The 16513-nt window shown below is 35.5% G+C and carries 20 protein-coding genes; 7 read left to right on the top strand and 13 right to left on the bottom strand.

The genetic code is table 11. The annotated features are described in order from the left end of the window. Window positions 1-29 precede the first annotated feature (29 nt). From ppgK to SJY23_RS13540, 4 genes are all read right to left on the bottom strand, one after another. A complete protein-coding gene (gene ppgK / locus SJY23_RS13555) occupies window positions 30-773 on the bottom strand; it encodes a polyphosphate--glucose phosphotransferase (RefSeq protein ID WP_035336672.1) in 744 nt (247 codons plus the stop codon). 104 nt (window positions 774-877) lie between these two features. Further along, window positions 878-1915, bottom strand: a complete 1038-nt coding sequence (locus SJY23_RS13550) for an AI-2E family transporter (RefSeq protein ID WP_021778861.1) — start codon at window positions 1913-1915, stop codon at window positions 878-880. A 3-nt stretch (window positions 1916-1918) separates the two neighbouring features. Continuing rightward, window positions 1919-2335 carry a VOC family protein gene (locus tag SJY23_RS13545; RefSeq protein WP_035336674.1) on the bottom strand — a complete coding sequence of 139 codons (417 nt, stop codon included), beginning with the start codon at window positions 2333-2335 and terminating at the stop codon, window positions 1919-1921. 46 nt (window positions 2336-2381) lie between these two features. Further along, on the bottom strand, window positions 2382-2579 hold the full coding sequence (locus tag SJY23_RS13540) for a hypothetical protein (protein ID WP_035336675.1): 198 nt from the start codon (window positions 2577-2579) through the stop codon (window positions 2382-2384). Window positions 2580-2794: 215 nt separating this feature from the next. Between SJY23_RS13540 and hisF the strand changes: the two genes are divergently transcribed. Further along, the gene (gene hisF / locus SJY23_RS13535) at window positions 2795-3550 is read left to right on the top strand and encodes an imidazole glycerol phosphate synthase subunit HisF (RefSeq protein WP_396596753.1); all 756 of its coding nucleotides are present in this window, start codon (window positions 2795-2797) and stop codon (window positions 3548-3550) included. Window positions 3551-3572: 22 nt separating this feature from the next. Beyond that, window positions 3573-4172, top strand: coding sequence for a bifunctional phosphoribosyl-AMP cyclohydrolase/phosphoribosyl-ATP diphosphatase HisIE (hisIE, locus tag SJY23_RS13530; protein WP_396596752.1), 600 nt, complete (start codon window positions 3573-3575; stop codon window positions 4170-4172). Window positions 4173-4236: 64 nt separating this feature from the next. On the opposite strand, the gene SJY23_RS13525 is transcribed toward hisIE, so the two are convergent. The 4 genes from SJY23_RS13525 to SJY23_RS13510 form a co-directional block, all read right to left on the bottom strand. Next, the gene (locus SJY23_RS13525; RefSeq protein WP_396596751.1) at window positions 4237-5478 is read right to left on the bottom strand and encodes a S41 family peptidase; all 1242 of its coding nucleotides are present in this window, start codon (window positions 5476-5478) and stop codon (window positions 4237-4239) included. Window positions 5479-5580: 102 nt separating this feature from the next. After that, window positions 5581-6378, bottom strand: a complete 798-nt coding sequence (locus tag SJY23_RS13520) for a LytTR family transcriptional regulator DNA-binding domain-containing protein (RefSeq protein ID WP_396596750.1) — start codon at window positions 6376-6378, stop codon at window positions 5581-5583. Between the two features lie 129 nt (window positions 6379-6507). Beyond that, entirely contained in the window at window positions 6508-7311 is an 804-nt protein-coding gene (locus SJY23_RS13515; RefSeq protein WP_396596749.1) for a DUF1853 family protein, read from the bottom strand. 89 nt (window positions 7312-7400) lie between these two features. Then, a complete protein-coding gene (locus tag SJY23_RS13510; RefSeq protein ID WP_396596748.1) occupies window positions 7401-7835 on the bottom strand; it encodes a hypothetical protein in 435 nt (144 codons plus the stop codon). Between the two features lie 90 nt (window positions 7836-7925). Here SJY23_RS13510 and SJY23_RS13505 point away from each other — a divergent pair, with 90 nt between their 5' ends. The 3 genes from SJY23_RS13505 to SJY23_RS13495 all read left to right on the top strand — a co-directional run bounded on the left by SJY23_RS13505 (window position 7926) and on the right by SJY23_RS13495 (window position 10227). Further along, window positions 7926-8705 (top strand): tRNA pseudouridine(38-40) synthase TruA, encoded by a 780-nt coding sequence (locus SJY23_RS13505; protein ID WP_035336679.1) that lies wholly within the window; start codon window positions 7926-7928, stop codon window positions 8703-8705. Between the two features lie 141 nt (window positions 8706-8846). Then, complete coding sequence (locus SJY23_RS13500; protein WP_396596747.1) at window positions 8847-9395, top strand: type 1 glutamine amidotransferase domain-containing protein; 549 nt, start codon at window positions 8847-8849, stop codon at window positions 9393-9395. A gap of 148 nt (window positions 9396-9543) precedes the next feature. Beyond that, on the top strand, window positions 9544-10227 hold the full coding sequence (locus tag SJY23_RS13495; protein WP_396598127.1) for a DUF2461 domain-containing protein: 684 nt from the start codon (window positions 9544-9546) through the stop codon (window positions 10225-10227). A gap of 163 nt (window positions 10228-10390) precedes the next feature. Here SJY23_RS13495 and SJY23_RS13490 read toward each other — a convergent pair whose 3' ends face one another. Together SJY23_RS13490 and SJY23_RS13485 are read right to left on the bottom strand one after the other, a co-directional pair. Continuing rightward, window positions 10391-10810, bottom strand: a complete 420-nt coding sequence (locus SJY23_RS13490) for a glyoxalase (RefSeq protein WP_396596746.1) — start codon at window positions 10808-10810, stop codon at window positions 10391-10393. A 140-nt stretch (window positions 10811-10950) separates the two neighbouring features. Further along, window positions 10951-12246, bottom strand: coding sequence for an OmpA family protein (locus tag SJY23_RS13485; RefSeq protein WP_396596745.1), 1296 nt, complete (start codon window positions 12244-12246; stop codon window positions 10951-10953). A gap of 274 nt (window positions 12247-12520) precedes the next feature. Between SJY23_RS13485 and SJY23_RS13480 the strand changes: the two genes are divergently transcribed. Further along, window positions 12521-13117, top strand: a complete 597-nt coding sequence (locus tag SJY23_RS13480; RefSeq protein ID WP_396596744.1) for a nitroreductase family protein — start codon at window positions 12521-12523, stop codon at window positions 13115-13117. Window positions 13118-13193: 76 nt separating this feature from the next. On the opposite strand, the gene SJY23_RS13475 is transcribed toward SJY23_RS13480, so the two are convergent. Genes SJY23_RS13475 through SJY23_RS13465 form a run of 3 tightly spaced genes read right to left on the bottom strand, consistent with a single transcriptional unit; the run spans window position 13194 to window position 14902 of the window. Further along, on the bottom strand, window positions 13194-13658 hold the full coding sequence (locus tag SJY23_RS13475) for an arsenate reductase family protein (RefSeq protein WP_396596743.1): 465 nt from the start codon (window positions 13656-13658) through the stop codon (window positions 13194-13196). An 11-nt stretch (window positions 13659-13669) separates the two neighbouring features. Beyond that, window positions 13670-13975 (bottom strand): ribosome hibernation-promoting factor, HPF/YfiA family, encoded by a 306-nt coding sequence (gene hpf / locus SJY23_RS13470; RefSeq protein ID WP_035336685.1) that lies wholly within the window; start codon window positions 13973-13975, stop codon window positions 13670-13672. A 27-nt stretch (window positions 13976-14002) separates the two neighbouring features. After that, a complete protein-coding gene (locus tag SJY23_RS13465; protein WP_035336687.1) occupies window positions 14003-14902 on the bottom strand; it encodes a mechanosensitive ion channel family protein in 900 nt (299 codons plus the stop codon). A gap of 162 nt (window positions 14903-15064) precedes the next feature. Between SJY23_RS13465 and SJY23_RS13460 the strand changes: the two genes are divergently transcribed. Beyond that, a complete protein-coding gene (locus SJY23_RS13460; RefSeq protein WP_396596742.1) occupies window positions 15065-16420 on the top strand; it encodes an NAD-dependent succinate-semialdehyde dehydrogenase in 1356 nt (451 codons plus the stop codon). The last annotated feature ends 93 nt before the right edge of the window (window positions 16421-16513 follow it).

The raw sequence follows: 16513 nt of genomic DNA, 5'->3' as shown, positions 1-16513 counted from the left end.
ATGTGGTAGTAGGAGATCTGTATACTAGACTAGCGTTCTAGTTTATCTAGATAGCCACAAGCAGCTCCTATAATGCCAGCGTGATTCTTAGTTTTTGCCGCAACAATAGGAATATCTGTAGTAAGATATCTTTCAAATTCTGCCATATGCTTACTTATACCACCGCCTATTATGTAATGGTTAGGTGTACATATTAACTCTACATTTTTGAGAAAGAAATTAAAGCGCTCTGCCCACTCTTTAAAAGTGAGTTTTTCTTCCTTTCTTACAGAGTTTGCTGCATACTTTTCAATAGGCTTTTTCTTATATGGAATGCGACCAAATTCAAAATTTGGGATGAGTTTACCGTTATAGCAAAGTCCAGAGCCTATACCTGTGCCTACTGTAATCACAGCAACCAGGCCTTTTAAATCTTTTCCCGCTCCGTATCTAACTTCGGCGAGACTTGCGGCATCTGCATCGTTTATAACAGAGCAAGGTAAACCAGTTTTTTTAGAAAAAAGTTCATCTATCTGTACACCCATCCAGCTCTTGTGCATATTACCATATGCCATAGCTTTACCATCTACGATAACGGTAGGAAAGCCTATTCCTATAGGTCCTGTCCAGTTAAAGTGATCTACGAGTTGCTGTACACAATCTGCTACAGCCTTAGGTTTTGCAGGGCGCGGGGTTTCTATTCTAAAACGTTCACCAATGTACTCTTCTGTTTCCAGATCTACAGGGACACCTTTTATTCCCGTTCCGCCTATGTCGATACCTAATATCTTCATCTATGATGGTTTTTGTGTGGCGAAAGATAGGAATTTTTGAATAATATAGAAGTAGGGTGGGTGAGTCCGCTTTCGCGAAAGCGTAACCTTATAGAATCAGATACTTAGAGTACTTCTTCTTGTTCTGAAGGTTTTTCTTTACCATATTCTTGTTTGTAAATTTTTACAATAAGTAGAAAAATACTCACTACAATAGGTCCAAAAATGAGACCTATAAATCCAAATAAAGGTACCCCTACAATAACCCCTATAATAGTAATAAGTGGGTGAACGTCTGCCAGTCGCTTTTGAATCACGAGTCTAAAAAGATTATCTGTAGAGCCCACTACGACCGTACCATAGATAATCATCACGATGGCTTGCCAGATGTCACCAGCAGCGTATAGAATGATGCAAACAGGTACGATACCTAAGGCGGTACCTACAAATGGTATCATAGACCCAACGGTGACAATTGCAAACCAGAAAAAGGGATCTTCTACGCCAAGTATTAAAAAGCCTATAAGTGCCACAAGTCCCTGTAGTAATGCTACTAGTGGTATGCCTATGGCATTTGACTTTACAAGCTCCTGACTATCTTTACCTATGAGTTTTAAGTTTTTCTCACTGAGGGGTATATACTCTAGCATAGACTCTCTAAAAGTCCTTCTATTAGTAAGCATATAGTACAGCATAAAATACATAAGACCTATGGCGATAAATACATTAAAGGTCCCACCGGCTAGCCCTTGAAGGTTACTACTTATCCAGTCTGTTACAGAACTGGTGTCTATGGAGCTTGCGATATCGAGACCAAAGCGAGACTCTATATCTGCCATTTCTGTTTTTACAATGTTTATGACTTTACCACTATTTTCTACCGCTTTACTAATTTTTGAGGTGAGCATTAATACAAGTCCAGCAATAGGTACTAGTATTACAAGAAATGACCCTGCCATAAGAACGCAAGCGGAAACGCTAGAGTTCCATTTTCTTTTTTTTACTAGATATTCTTGCCACTTACGTAATAAAACAAAGAGTGTAATCGCACCTAGTATACCTGATAGATAGGTTGCCATCTCTTTAAATATTAACCACCCAAATAGGATGATTAAAAAGATGATAAAGAACTGTCGTAAAAGGTTAGGTTTGAGTGTTTGCATATATTATTTGGCAAATATTTGAGAGTCGTTTCTAAAGGCTTTAAACTCAAGCGCGTTACCACAAGGGTCATAAAAGAACATTGTAGTTTGCTCTCCAGTTAGACCTTTAAAGCGTACATAAGGTTCTATTACAAAATCTACGTGTGGTGCTATTTTTTCGGCAAATGCTTCAAAATCTTCCCAAGCGAGTACAACTCCAAAATGAGGCACAGGTACCGCTTTACCATCTACTTCATTATGCACTTCATCTACAGTAGATTTTTCCTTGTAATGAATCACTAGCTGGTGTCCAAAAAAGTTAAAATCTACCCAGTGGTCGCTGCTGCGGCCTTCAGGTAGATTTAAAATATCTCTATAAAAAACTCTTGCTTTCTCAACGTCATCTACGGGAATAGCAAGATGAAATGGTCGTACTGTCATAATCGATGTTTTGAAGTACTAATTTACACCATTTTTTTTAGGTTATTTATTTATCAGATGCAATTGCGTCTGTATCTTTTCTATGTTTTAGTAATGAGATGCCCGCAAAGAAAAATATTACACCTAGTATTGTAAATGCCCACGGACTCATACCAGTACTTAAACTTCCAAAGATTCCCATAACTCCGAGGACTAGCATAATAGCTCCTGCAACAAGCGCTATTACTCCTATAATCTTAATCATAACTTAATTGTTTTTATTATTTGGAGTATAAAAGTAATTGATTGGCGGAGTGAAGCTTTGCTACTTAACAGCACATTACCACAGTTTTAATAGGAGTTTATGAATGTGAGTTATATTTTGGCAGTCTTTAAGAAAAGCAGTTTTCATTTTGTGGGGTAGTAGCGGCACTTTTGTATAAATTTGCATCCTTAAAACTAATCTTTTATACGCGCCACGTGATTACAAAAAGAATTATCCCTTGTCTCGATATTAAAAATGGTAGAACCGTAAAAGGAACTAACTTTGTAAACTTGCGTGATGCCGGAGATCCAGTGGAGCTAGCAAAGCTATACTCTAATACAGGAGCAGATGAGCTAGTTTTTTTAGATATATCTGCAACAGAAGAACGTCGTAAGACCCTTGCAGATCTAGTATTAAGAGTTGCTTCACAGGTAAACATACCATTTACAGTAGGCGGAGGAATATCTTCTGTAGAAGATGTCGATATTTTATTACAAAATGGTGCAGATAAAGTTTCTATAAACTCTAGTGCTGTAAAAAGACCAGAACTCATAAATGAGCTTGTAGCAAAATTTGGCTCACAATGTATTGTTGTCGCTATAGATGCGAAGTATATAGAAGGAGAGTGGATTGTACATTTAGTGGGAGGAAAAGTACCTACAGAGCATAATCTCTTTGACTGGGCAAAAGAAGTAGAAGAGCGTGGTGCTGGTGAGATCCTTTTTACCTCTATGGACAATGATGGTACAAAAGATGGTTTTGCAAACGAGGCACTAGCTAGACTTTCTGAAAGTCTAAATATCCCAATAATTGCAAGTGGAGGAGCTGGAAATATGCAACACTTTGCAGATGCTTTTACAGAGGGTAAGGCAGATGCAGCTCTTGCAGCAAGTGTTTTTCACTTTAAGGAAATAGAAATAACAGATTTAAAACAAGAGTTAACCACGCAAGGTATTGCGATGAGATCATAACACTCGTTCATAATAAAAAGTAATGGAAATAGATTTTAAAAAATACGAGAATGGTCTCGTGCCAGCAATTATTCAGGATTCAAGAACTAAGAATGTCTTGATGCTAGGTTTTATGAATAATGAGGCTTACGAGAAAACAATTGCTACAAATAAAGTGACATTCTTTAGTCGCTCAAAGCAACGACTATGGACAAAGGGAGAAGAGACTAAAAACTATTTACACCTAGATACTATTGCGGTAGATTGTGATAATGATACTTTGCTGGTACAAGTGACTCCTCAAGGGCCTACTTGTCATACAGGGACAGATACCTGCTGGGGTAATAGTAACAAAACAAACTTTGGCTTTTTATCACATCTAGAAGAAGTCATAGAAGATCGCTGGAATACTAAAGATACTGCAGACTCTTATGTCGCGTCACTCTTTAGAAGTGGGATCAATAAAGTAGCTCAAAAAGTAGGAGAAGAGGCTGTAGAGGTGGTTATTGAAGCAAAAGATGATAACGATCATCTATTCCTTAATGAAAGCGCAGATCTATTGTTTCACTATATGGTTTTATTACAGGCAAAAGGGTTTCACCTGCGTGATATAGAAAAAACACTTATGTCAAGACATAAGTAAAAATCAATGGAGAAGTAGTACTATCAAGACTATTTCTCCAGTTGACCAGCTATCACACTCTTTGCTAGTTGATGTTCTTTATTATATCTAAAGTCTGAGTAACCCAATCCTCGTCAAAGCTTAATTTGATATCTGGGATGATACCTACATATTCATAATTTAGATATTTATGAAAATTCATATCTGTAGGATAAATTGCAAACTGGCCAGATGGTGTTTCTATTAGTTTGCCATAATTAGAGCCATAAGCAAGGGCTCCATACGTGCGCTGGCCTAGATGTTTTGCATTTTTTAACCCTTTTAGCTTGAGGGTAAATTGCTCACCATTACTCGCGCACCAGAAATTTGTAATGACATACACATTCATTTTATTCTTTTTAAATATTTTGTAAAATGGATCGGAGTACTTAGAGTTTCCTCCAGAATTATCACGTAGATCTACAATAATATTTTTTGCAGTAAACTTATCTTTAGTTTCCTCATAAAACTTTTTAAAAGCCTTTACATTATTGCGGCTATTTGAAAAAGTCCCCATATACACATACTGAATATCTGGTGTAAGTTGTTTGAAATCCCAAGGAGATTGATTCACACTCATTTGTGAAATAGAGTTACTAGCTTCTTTCTTCAAATGCCATAAACTTCCATTAAAATGTAGTAATCCTCTTACAAATCTTAATTTACCACCAATGATATCACTGGTAAGAACATCATACATATTTTCTCCGTTAGGAATAATTTTATAAGCAATCTGTCCAGGAGCCCAGACTTTGTTATCTGAAGTAAGTACAATACCTTCGTATGTGCTGCCTGTTTTTACAATGCCTATAGTTATGCCATCCTTTTTCTTGTAAATGCCCTCTATGTTCTCAAAAGACTTCTCAGATAATTTCTCTATGAGCTTTTCAACGCTTATGTTATTTTTAGGATGATTCTTAAATAGTTCGCTTTCGCGAAAACGTTCTAATTCATCACCTTGTTCCATTATCTCGGAGGTAATTACAGGCTTCATGTGACGTATGTGTGCATGTTTATCCTTTACAACAGATAGCAGTTCATTGAGTTTGGAAAAGCAATCTGTCACACTCATTTGTGAAGTAACTTCTTGCTCTAATTGATTTAAGGTAGTTGTGTACTCTGAGAGTTTGTCTCCTTTCATTTGTTTCTTAAAAGAAGTCATTTCTTTTATTTGTTCATTAATAAAAGAGAGTTCCTCTACACAATTGCATGTTTGGGTAGATTGCGCTTTCGCGAAAGCGGAAAAAAGAAAAACAATAGCTACTAAAAGTGTGATACGTCTTTTCATAGTACATGATTTTAAAAGTGAATTGCAAATTATCTATGAAACAAATCTAAAATCACTAAATCAGAAAGACCAGTAAATACAAGGTTTTGGGATGAGATGCCTTTAATTTGTGGTAAAATTTAAGGTCTCTTTTGTGATACTCGTATATGTTTTTGATACAGGTATAAAAATCTCATGCGAAAGGATTAGACCTAACTTACCAGCATCTGTTTTGTATGATAAGAAATGCATCGGGTTTATCAAATACGATCGATGCGTTCTCATCATAGTAGGTAATGATTTTTCTAAGTGAGATAACCGAGCTCTAATTAATTGCTTTTTGTAGGTTCCACTATCTTGAAAATGAATTTCTACATAATTATCTGATGCCTCTAGAGCTATTAAATCTGATAGCAACAATCTTATTCCTTCGTAGTTTCCATCACCTTTAATTTCTATTTTCTGTTCTTCTATCTGTTTGTTTTTATATTTTCCAAAACCAAAACGTCCTATCAATACGATAGGAAATATTGTAAGAACTGCTGGAAGAAAAATAGAAGTTAGATAGTAATAGAGAGAGTATGGATTAGGTTCGCCACGCACTACGACATACAGATAAAAACTACGCATTACTAAAAATGACCAAATTATAAACACAAGAAAAAAGCTTATCTCATGTACAAATAGCCATCTTTCTTTATTGTTTTTGAATAAGTAATATTGAATTGGAAGAATGCTCACATAGCATAGTGCACCTAGAAGTCCATAAAGAGCTAAAATAAATAAACGTTCATTATCATATAGCTCAGAAACGTCAAGTGGCTCTGTAAAATAAAGAAATGTAAATATCCATAAAGCCATACCTATGGCTATAATAAGTTGATGCTTTATGGAAGGATCAAAAGGGTATTCTTTTTTCAATATCAATAGCTTAAGTTTAGAAATTTCAAAAAATAGAAATGCAACTATCATTCAGCAGTTGTACAATTTTTAAAGGCAATATGCATTAATCACATTGCAATAGCTCTTTAAACTTAAGTATTAGTGTTTTTACCACCAAACCACAAAACATTTTTCTAAAAATCCATCTGTTTTTTTAACCCATATCATAGGAGCTCTTCTATCGCGATGCTTCTCGTTTATTTGAGCAAGAGCAATTTCGTGCTTTACAAATGGTCTTTCTAAATGCGGCTCATGAAGCCACTCGCTTTTTAATGTGATGTAAAAAGATAGCTCCTTAAAATGAGATTTATTAAAATCATTTAGTCTTATCCAATACCCGACTATGCAGTCCTTATTAAGTGGTCCTATGGAAGGCGATTGCTGTGCATAGGGTTTAAAAAGTTGAGCTAAAAAATAGGTTTGTTGCTCTAAATTTTCAGGATTGATACCTAATGTTGATAGGGTAGTGCGTCCTTCTGGAGTAAATATAAGAGGTAGTTGCTGGTCTCTTGTCTTTTCCATTTTGGCGTAAAACATATCTTTTCTATTAGGACCTATAAGTCTGTGTGTGGGCACTTCTATTGTAGGATCTATTAGATAAAATTTATAAGTAAGCTCGATGTGTATTTTTATGCTTTCGCGAAAGCGATCTGAAACTATAAAATCTAGTTTACCTAGTGTAATCTTGTCTTTTTTAATCTGAATATTATGTGCTAGAAGAGTATAGCGCTCTGAGTGATCAAGAAGTTGTTTGAAAATATGTTCTATTTGATGCCCTAATCTAAGCCTAGCAGCAATGGGTTGTGAGACAAAATTTGACAGATCAATAGTAGGCATTTCAAATTGAGTAAGTCCAAATTGCGATTTTGCCCAAAGAGGAAGCGTAGCCAGAAAACCTTTGATATGTTTCATAAGTTAAAAATACAGATTATGCATCCATAACAAACAAAAAGAGCTATCGCATTAAATGGGATAGCTCTTTAAATGAAGTGATGTGAGGCTTACTTGAGCCATCCTCTTGATGCGCTATAACGACTCCACCAGTATTCAAAAATCGCAAGTACAATAATGACAAGTGGAAAAATTAGGCCTTCTCCAACGCCAAAAAGTTCCATGGCATCAGCAAATCCTATATTGTAAACTGTGTGTATAATTATTGCAATAAGTGATATTGCATATACTTTTATAGCACTTGTTTTACGAGTAATTAATAGTATAGCGGCTACTAGACCGCCTATAGTTGAGATACCATATAATACTTTTGACCAAATGGGTGTTGCGTTAATGGCGTTCATTTGTTCTTCATTATAAGTGCCAGCAAGAGTATCTGTAAAGAAGGTGTCTACTATAAAAGCACTTGCTCCCATAAGATTCCATAGGAGTAGTACAATGGCAATAATCCAAAATAGTGTAGAAGGTTTTTGTGAGGTTGTCATAGAGATTGGTTTTGAGATATTTGTGTTTTAATTTACAATTATTTTTTAATTATCAAACTTTAATTGATGTAAGGCAATTACTTTTGAAGAATGTTTGACAAGCGCTTTTATTACCTTCTTAAGATTCAATATTTAGGATTTCGTTATCATGGCTGGCAGAAACAGCCAGATGTTCTCACTGTAGAGCGTATGATGGAACGTACTTTTTCATACGTATTAGACCGTAAAAACTTCAAACTTCTAGCATCAGGTAGAACAGATGCAAAAGTCTCTGCAAATGTTGCATACGTTGAGTTATTTTTAAATGACAGTCCGCTCCCTGAGGAGGGATTTCTCACACTTCTTAATGATAATTTACCTCAAGATATAAGATGCCTTGAGATAACTCAAGTAGATAAAAAATTTAATGTAATGGATGCTCCTTTATCTAAAGAGTACGTCTATCTCTTTTCTTACGGAGAAAAGAATCATCCATTTGCTGCACCATATATGATTAATATCGCTGGTTCTTTAGATATTAACTTAATGCAAGAGGCTGCTAGATTATTTGAAGGTGAACATGATTTTAGATCTTATGCTTATAAGCCCAATCCGGAGACTAAGACGATAGGTACTATATCTTCTTCTGTAATAGAGCCAAACGAACTATATACAGCAAATTTCTTTCCTAAGGAAAGCTTTGCCTTTCGCGTAAGCGGTAAAGGTTTTAAAAGGCATCAAATAAGGTTGATGATGGGTATGCTGTTTGATATAGGAGAGGGCAAAGCAGATTTAGATTTTTTCAAGAAAACCTTGGACGCTGGCAATGACATTAAATTGACTAGAATTGCTCAAGCCAGCGGTTTGATGCTTCAAAATGTTCAGATTTAACAATCTTAACAAAAGATCCTTCACATTAATAAAGGTTTAACCACAACACTATTTTTCTTATCATCTCATTAACGAAGCTAGCTCAGGCCTCCTAGTATCTTTGTATCATAATTAATTGTATAACCAAAAGATAGAAAGATTATGAATAAGAGAGTAGCAATATTAGCAACAGACGGATTTGAAGAAAGTGAGTTAAAATCACCTATGGAGGCTATGAAAGCCGAAGGATTTACCGTAGATATTATAAGTGAGAAATCTGGAACTATAAAAGGATGGGCTGATGGAAATTGGTCTAATTCTTACGATGTAACAGATACATTAGATAATGTAAGTGCAAAGGATTATAATGCATTAATGTTACCAGGAGGAGTAATTAATCCTGATAAGTTAAGACGTAATGATGATGCGCTCATTTTTATAAGAGACTTTTTTAAACAAAGTAAGCCAGTAGCAGCAATATGCCACGCACCGCAATTGCTAATTGAGGCAGATGTAGCAAAAGGAAGAACGATGACGTCGTTTAACAGTATAAAAACAGACTTGCAAAATGCAGGAGCACTATGGGTAGATAAAGAAGTCGTAGTAGATGAGGCCTTAGTAACAAGTAGAAATCCAGATGATTTACCAGCATTTAATGATAAGTTAATTGAGGAAATCAAAGAAGGAAAGCACGATTTACAACATGCATAATTTAATCTAATATAGATAATTTTAAAAACCATCATTTTATTATGATGGTTTTTTAATGCAATTATTTTAGACAATTTACTCTTTCCTTCATACAGTATTGCAACTCTATAAATTGATGGCTAATTTAGTAACTCAGCAAAATGAACATATGACTTCTTCGATACCTAAATCTACTTTATCTTTTCTTAAATCATTACGTGAGAATAATTCGCGTGAGTGGATGACAGAGCATAAGAAAGAGTACCAAGCTAGTGAGAAAGCCTTAAAGCAGGTTTATGCATCTATAGTGAATGGACTTAATGAAACTGACGAAATTGAAAAACTCAAAGTGTTTCGTATCAATAGGGATGTAAGGTTTAGTAATGATAAAACACCTTACAACGTGCATCGCTCAGCAAGCTTTAGTAGGGCTGGAGCACACCGTCGTGGTGGGTATTATCTGAGAATTGAGCCCGGTAATAAATCTGCAATAGCTGGCGGCTTTTTTAATCCAGAACCAGCAGATTTAAAGCGCATACGCACAGAATTTCATCTAGATGCTAGTGAGATACGTGAGATACTCTCAGATACCGCTTTCGCGAAAGCGTTTGGTGGCTCATTTGAGACACGGAATGCGGTTAAGACAGCACCTAGGGGCTTTGACGTAAATGATCCCAATATTGATCTCATAAGACTTAAAAACTTTGTAGTTAGGAAGAATTTTACAGACAAAGAAATCACCTCTCCAGATTTTACGAAGATTGCTTTAAATCACTTCAGACTACTGCGACCTTTTTTTGATTATATGAGTGATGTATTGACAACTGATCTCAACGGGGAGTCATTACTTTAGATTTATTTCTGTTTATTCTTATTTTTGACTCTTCTTCTATTTACGAAGTAGACTATAATTAATAGAATAGGTAAAATTATAAAAATAAAAAGCTCAATAGGCGATGAGGGATCTATTGGGCTATTATTTTGTGGTTTTGGTACATCAGTTGGTATTTGCATAATTATATGGTATCTGCTATTTCTTTAGGTATATCAAAGAGTTGTACTTGACTAATAAGACGCTCCCTTATTAAGTTTGCAATACGTTTATTGTAGGCAGACGAATCGCTTTTATATTGCATATACTCGTCTACAGTAAAGTGACCTACAATCATACCCCTTACACTATTGCGGAATTTCATATCCTTATTAACCGCATTCTCAATATAAGATAGTCGTTTTTCTAGACTTAAATTATGAAAGACATTCTTTCTCTTTACTATATATGACTTAAAAACTTCGATTAGCAGCGGATTTTGAAGTTTTACAATGGGTCTAAGCGTAGCGTTCTGAAAACGCTCTTCATCACTCATTTGGTCATGTACTTGTGCCTTAGGTATTTCCGGTCTGATCCTTTTAATATCGTTTGGTCTATCATTCATAACGCTTTGTTTTTATCTAAAGTTAAGGAATGATAGGTGGGTTAACAATTGTTATCTTATAACTTCTCAACATATTATTAACGAGCAAAGCCCCCGATAAATCGGAGGCTCTGCAATTAACACTTAAAGTAATCTTTCGACTAGTTAAGTTTAAAAGTAACTCTACGTACTAACTGACGAGCAGGAGCAGAGTTTTTATCTACTGATGCATCTTCACCGTTTCCAGTTGCAGTAAGACGGCTAGCAGAAATACCTGCAGCTACCATAATATCTTTTACTTTTTGAGCTCTTCTTTCAGAAAGACCTTGGTTAGAAGATGAATTTCCAATCTCATCAGCATATCCAACTAATTGAGCAGATACATTTGAATTTTCATTCATGTACTTGATAAGGTAGTTAATAGACTCTAAGCTGTAAGTTTCTGGCTTAGTGCTATTAAATTGGAAGTATACGTTTACATATCCATCGTCAATAAGTTTTCTGATTACATCACCACCACTTTTGATTTCTGGCTGTGTTGTGTTCATTTCACCTTTCTTAGCATAACGTGCATCTAAAGAAGATTCTAATTCATCAGGAACTCCGTTTGCGTTTTTATCTACAGCAATACCTTTAGTATTTACAGCAACACCAGAAACAGTATTTGGCTCACGATCTAAGTAATCTGCAACACCATCTTGATCAGTATCGATAAGATCTGTTTCTACTTTAGTGAGACGGTTTTGTAAGTCTGCAAGTTCTTCTTTTGTAGTATTTGCACTAGAATAGAAATCTGCATGCTTCTCTGCTTTACCTAAGTAAATGTTAATACCAGCAGTTGCGTTTACATAAAAACCATCAAATCCTCTCGTTCCTCCAGCTGGAGTACCGTTGAATGTTAAGTCTTGACGTACATTTCCTACAGCAGTAAGATCTGCTACAAGTGCGATTCTGTTTGAAAGCTTAACCTGTGGAGTTACACCAACCATGAAGCTTAACATTTGGTCTGCATCACCGAAATCTCTTTCAACAGCAGGAGCGTCAGTCGTTAGTGCAGAATATCCCATACCACCATGTACAAGTACATTGAAAGTATCTGTCCATTCTCTGAAACCAAGAATGTTACCAGCATTTACAACACCTTCTAAAGAGAAGTTGTAAAGTGCAGTATCAAATTCGCGGCTTTCATCATCATTCTTAAAGCTGTTGTAAGCAACACCTCCTTTAAGTCCAAACTTTTCATTGAACATGTATCTCGCACCACCAGTAACAGTGTAAAGAGATGGAGTGTTAGAGAAAGCTCCAGAAGACAATGGTCTTACAGGTTTGTTTACACCACCAGTAAGCTCTACAGACCACTTATTAAAGTCGTTTGTAGGAGTATCAAGTGTTTCTTGTGCATTTGATGCTAATTGCATTCCAACAAGGGCAACTATAGCAAGTGAAATTTTTTTCATAATAAAGTATTTGTTTGAAATATTCAAGCTGCAAAAATAGGAATATTTATAACCTAGTCAAGGGATTTGGCAATTATTAACTGCTTATTATCACAAACTTAACACAAAGTATATATTTGGCCCATTGTGATAAAATAATCCGCTTTTTTTTGCATTATTTGTAATGAAACCCATAATTATTGATAGAGACTAAATTTAATTTTGATTTTTGTTAATTATTATTAAATATCTGAGCTATGTCGGCTCATAAAAATATTTTTGTAAAAAAAGAATTATGAAAAAAGCAAATACCGAATTTGAAATACTTCCCATTTTAGCAAGTAGATGGAGTCCAAGGGTTTTTACTAATGACAAGATAAGCGAAGAAGAATTGCGCACAATGTTTGAGGCTGGTAGATGGGCTGCGAGTTCTAATAATTTACAACCTTGGTTAATTATTTGGGGTATTAAAGGAACACCTGCTTTTGACCGTATTTTTAATTGTCTTGATGAGTTTAATCAATCTTGGGCAAATAATGCTCAAGCATTATTTTTAGGAGGTTATAAAAAAACTAACGATGACGGTAAAGAGAGTTTTCATGCTTTACATGATTTAGGACTTTTTATGGGTAATGTTTCTGCGCAAGCCGAACATATGGGTATTGCATTACATCAAATGGCTGGTGTGGATTACAAAAAAGCAATGTCTGAATTTAATGTGCCAGATGATTATCATATTGCAACTGGTATTGCTGTAGGATATTATGGAGGGGATATTGAAAAACTTCCAGAAGATTTACAAGGAGAGGAGACAAAAACGCGTTCTAGAAAAAACCAGAAGTCTTTCACTTTTAATGGAAACTTTAATGAAGATACTTTTAAAGGTGAATAATTTTTAAAATTGTTCCCATAACTAAAAGAGCCACATAATTTAATATGCGGCTCTTTTTTATTTACTGCAAATTCAATTAATCAACTTGATGCTCGTTATCAGTATTTGAAGAAATCTCAGGGCTTTCGCCTACATTGTGTTTTTCAAGACCAGCAGAGTCTACTTCTATAAATTGCATTGCTTGTGATGGTGTTGTAATCTGCTTTGCTCTTGTCCCTTGTATAAGTATAGGGTTCTGTATCGCATTTGGATTATTCTGTATAAATTTAATCCAGTGATCATCACTCATAGTTGCATCTTTTACAAAATTATCAACCTCAGGATGATCTTTAGAAACGAGTTCATTTATACTCACTCCTAGTAAATCTGCCACTTCACTCCACTGCGTTCCCGTAAGTCCTGCATCTGAGATGTTGATTAAATTTAATTTTGCATCGCTACTTTTTGCATAAACAAGGGTTTGTTTTCCAATACTTGATTCAGAAGAGTAGATTACTATTAATTCGTTATTGTCTGTTGCTAGTGTCATATCAGTTGGCATAGTGATTTATATTAGTGGTGAGACTGCATTTTTTCCTTCTTTTTTCTTAGTTGGCGGTCTACTTCATTTATCGCTTCTTTTAACGAAGGATAAAAATCGTCTGAGCTATGTTCGGCAAATAGCCTTGGACCAGGCATACTTATTTGTACTCCCGCTATTTTTCCAGTTTCATCACTTGAAGTGTTTTCGGTTTTGAAGAAAACATCTGCTCTGTGAGCAAATTGATATTTATCTCCTAATTTTTTTAATTCCGCTTTCGCGAAAGCTTCTAATTCTGCACTTGCAGTTACATCGTGGTATTCAAATATTACTTCCATAGTATTGATTTTTATTTATGATAATTATTATTTGTCAGAAAACTGACGAAGGCTAAGTGGAAATTCTTTCGCACCGCCATAGAGTTTAATTTCTTGTATATCTGCCGGCATATAATATCCAGCATCTTCTAATGCTTCTTTTACATTACGCACCACATTTCCTTTTGTAATTAGTGCTTGTTTTCTAAAGTCCTTAGTATCTACCCAAAAGAAAACTTTTAAGTTTACAGTACTTGTTGCAAGCTCATCTTCAATAACAAAGTTTTCATGTATATCGTCGTTAATAACGCTAGATTCTTTGGCTAATGCTTCTAGTACTGTCTCTTTTGCTCCCTCTATATTATCTTCATAAGCTATTCCTATAATAAAATCCCATCTGAAAAAGCCGTCCTCTGTGTAATTTGTTACAGGTTCGGTGAGCACATCACTATTGGGAATGTAAACATCTTTACCGTCAAAGGTTTTTAACTTTGTGTACCTGAGATCAAGGGTTTTTACTTTACCGAAATTTGAACCTATTTCAACAGTATCGTCAACATCAAAGGGTCTATTAAAAGCGAGAATAATTCCAGCAATAAAATTTTCGCCAATATCTTTAAAAGCAAATCCCAAGACAACGGCACTAGCTCCTGCTGCTGTAAGTATTCCGGCTGCTATACCTCCTAGACCTGCAGCTCTAAGCGCAAGCATTATTGCGATTATTATAAAGGTGTATCTTATGGCTGTTCCTAAAAACTTACTCATCAAAGGATCTTCTGTTCTAGCAGAAATTCTTTTTCTAGCAAATCGTCCTATCCATCCAGCTATTAAAACTCCTAAAACCACAATAAGAATACCCATCGCAATCTGGGGGAGTTGATCTATAAAGTCGCTCACAGAATTTTGAAATGCTTCTGTAATGGTTGTTTTTGTACTTTGTAAGGGCATAATTTTGATTGGTTACCTAAAAATACTGCTCTTAGCTGCATTTATTCTTAAAACCTTATCAATTCACATTTTGTTAAGACCTTTTAGTCCCCACAAGTTAAAATGCTCTTAACCTTTATCCTTAAACAATCTGCACGGAGTAACTTTATAAAAAAATGACCTATGAATATAGTATCTACAAATCCGTATGACGGAACAGAAATAGCCAAAATAAAAGCCCTTAACTTAAAAGAGATAGACGATAAAATTGAAAATGCACAACAAACCTTTCTTTCTTGGCGTAATACCACTTTTGCAGAGCGTTCGGAACATCTTAACAATGTGGCAAAGGAATTAAGAAAGAATGCTCGAGAATATGCAGAAACAATGACTAAGGAAATGGGTAAGCCCATTACACAAGCCATTGCCGAAGTAGAAAAGTGTGCTTGGGTATGTGAATATTATGCAGAAAATGCACCATCACAACTAGCACCTAAAGAGATAAAAACAGATGCTTCAAAAAGTTATGTGAGATACGAACCTATAGGTGTTGTACTTGCCGTAATGCCGTGGAATTACCCATTCTGGCAAGTCTTTAGATTCATTGCTCCAGCTCTTATGGCAGGTAATATAGGTGTGTTAAAGCACGCGAGTAATGTTATGCAAAGTGCAGAAAATATTCAAAAAGTGTTTGAACGTGCAGGACTTCCTAAGGGGTGTTTTCAAAACATGGCCGTAGGCAGTGAGCGTATAGAAAATATCGTTCGAGATTCTCGTATTAAGGCAATAACACTTACTGGTAGTAAGCCAGCAGGAGCAGCAGTAGCTAGTACAGCAGCAAGCGAAATTAAAAAATCTGTCCTTGAGCTTGGAGGTAGTAATGCACTCGTAGTTTTTGACGATTGCAATTTTGAGGAGACGGTACAAACGTGTGTACAAGCGCGTTTTCAAAATACAGGGCAGAGCTGTATCGCTGGTAAGAGACTCATCATCCATGAAGGTATTAAAGACAAGTTTTTAGATGCTTTCGCGAAAGCGGTGACAGAATTAAAATCTGGTGACCCTATGGATGAAGATACCTATATAGGAGTAATGGCTCGCGAAGACCTTGCCGAAGAGTTAGAAGACCAACTAAATAAATCAATTGCCGAAGGAGCAAAAATATTAATAGGTGGGCACAGACAGAAGGCTTATTTTGAGCCAACGATAGTTACAGGAGTGACACCAGAGATGACAATATTTAAAGAAGAAACCTTTGGGCCTGTAATAGGAGTCACCGCATTTAAAACTGACGAAGAAGCGTTGAATCTAGTAAATCAATCTGATTTTGGTTTAGGCGTATCTATTTTTACAGAGAGTGAAGAACGCATGGAGACCTTAATACCGCAGTTTGAAGATGGTGCTGTATTTGTAAATGATATGGTCAAGAGTAACCCTAACCTTCCTTTTGGAGGTACAAAAATTTCGGGATACGGTCGCGAACTCTCCATAGATGGTATTCAAGAGTTTGTAAATAAAAAGACGGTATATATTAAATAATAACCCGCTTTCGCGAAAGCGTAAAACATAAATAGCCGATTCATAATTTTATGAATCGGCTATTTTATTTTAAATAATGTACAATGAATTGTA

The sequence above is a fragment of the Dokdonia sp. R86516 genome, assembly GCF_044596715.1.
Lineage (GTDB): Bacteria > Bacteroidota > Bacteroidia > Flavobacteriales > Flavobacteriaceae > Dokdonia.
This window is presented reverse-complemented; position numbering and strand designations above follow the sequence as displayed.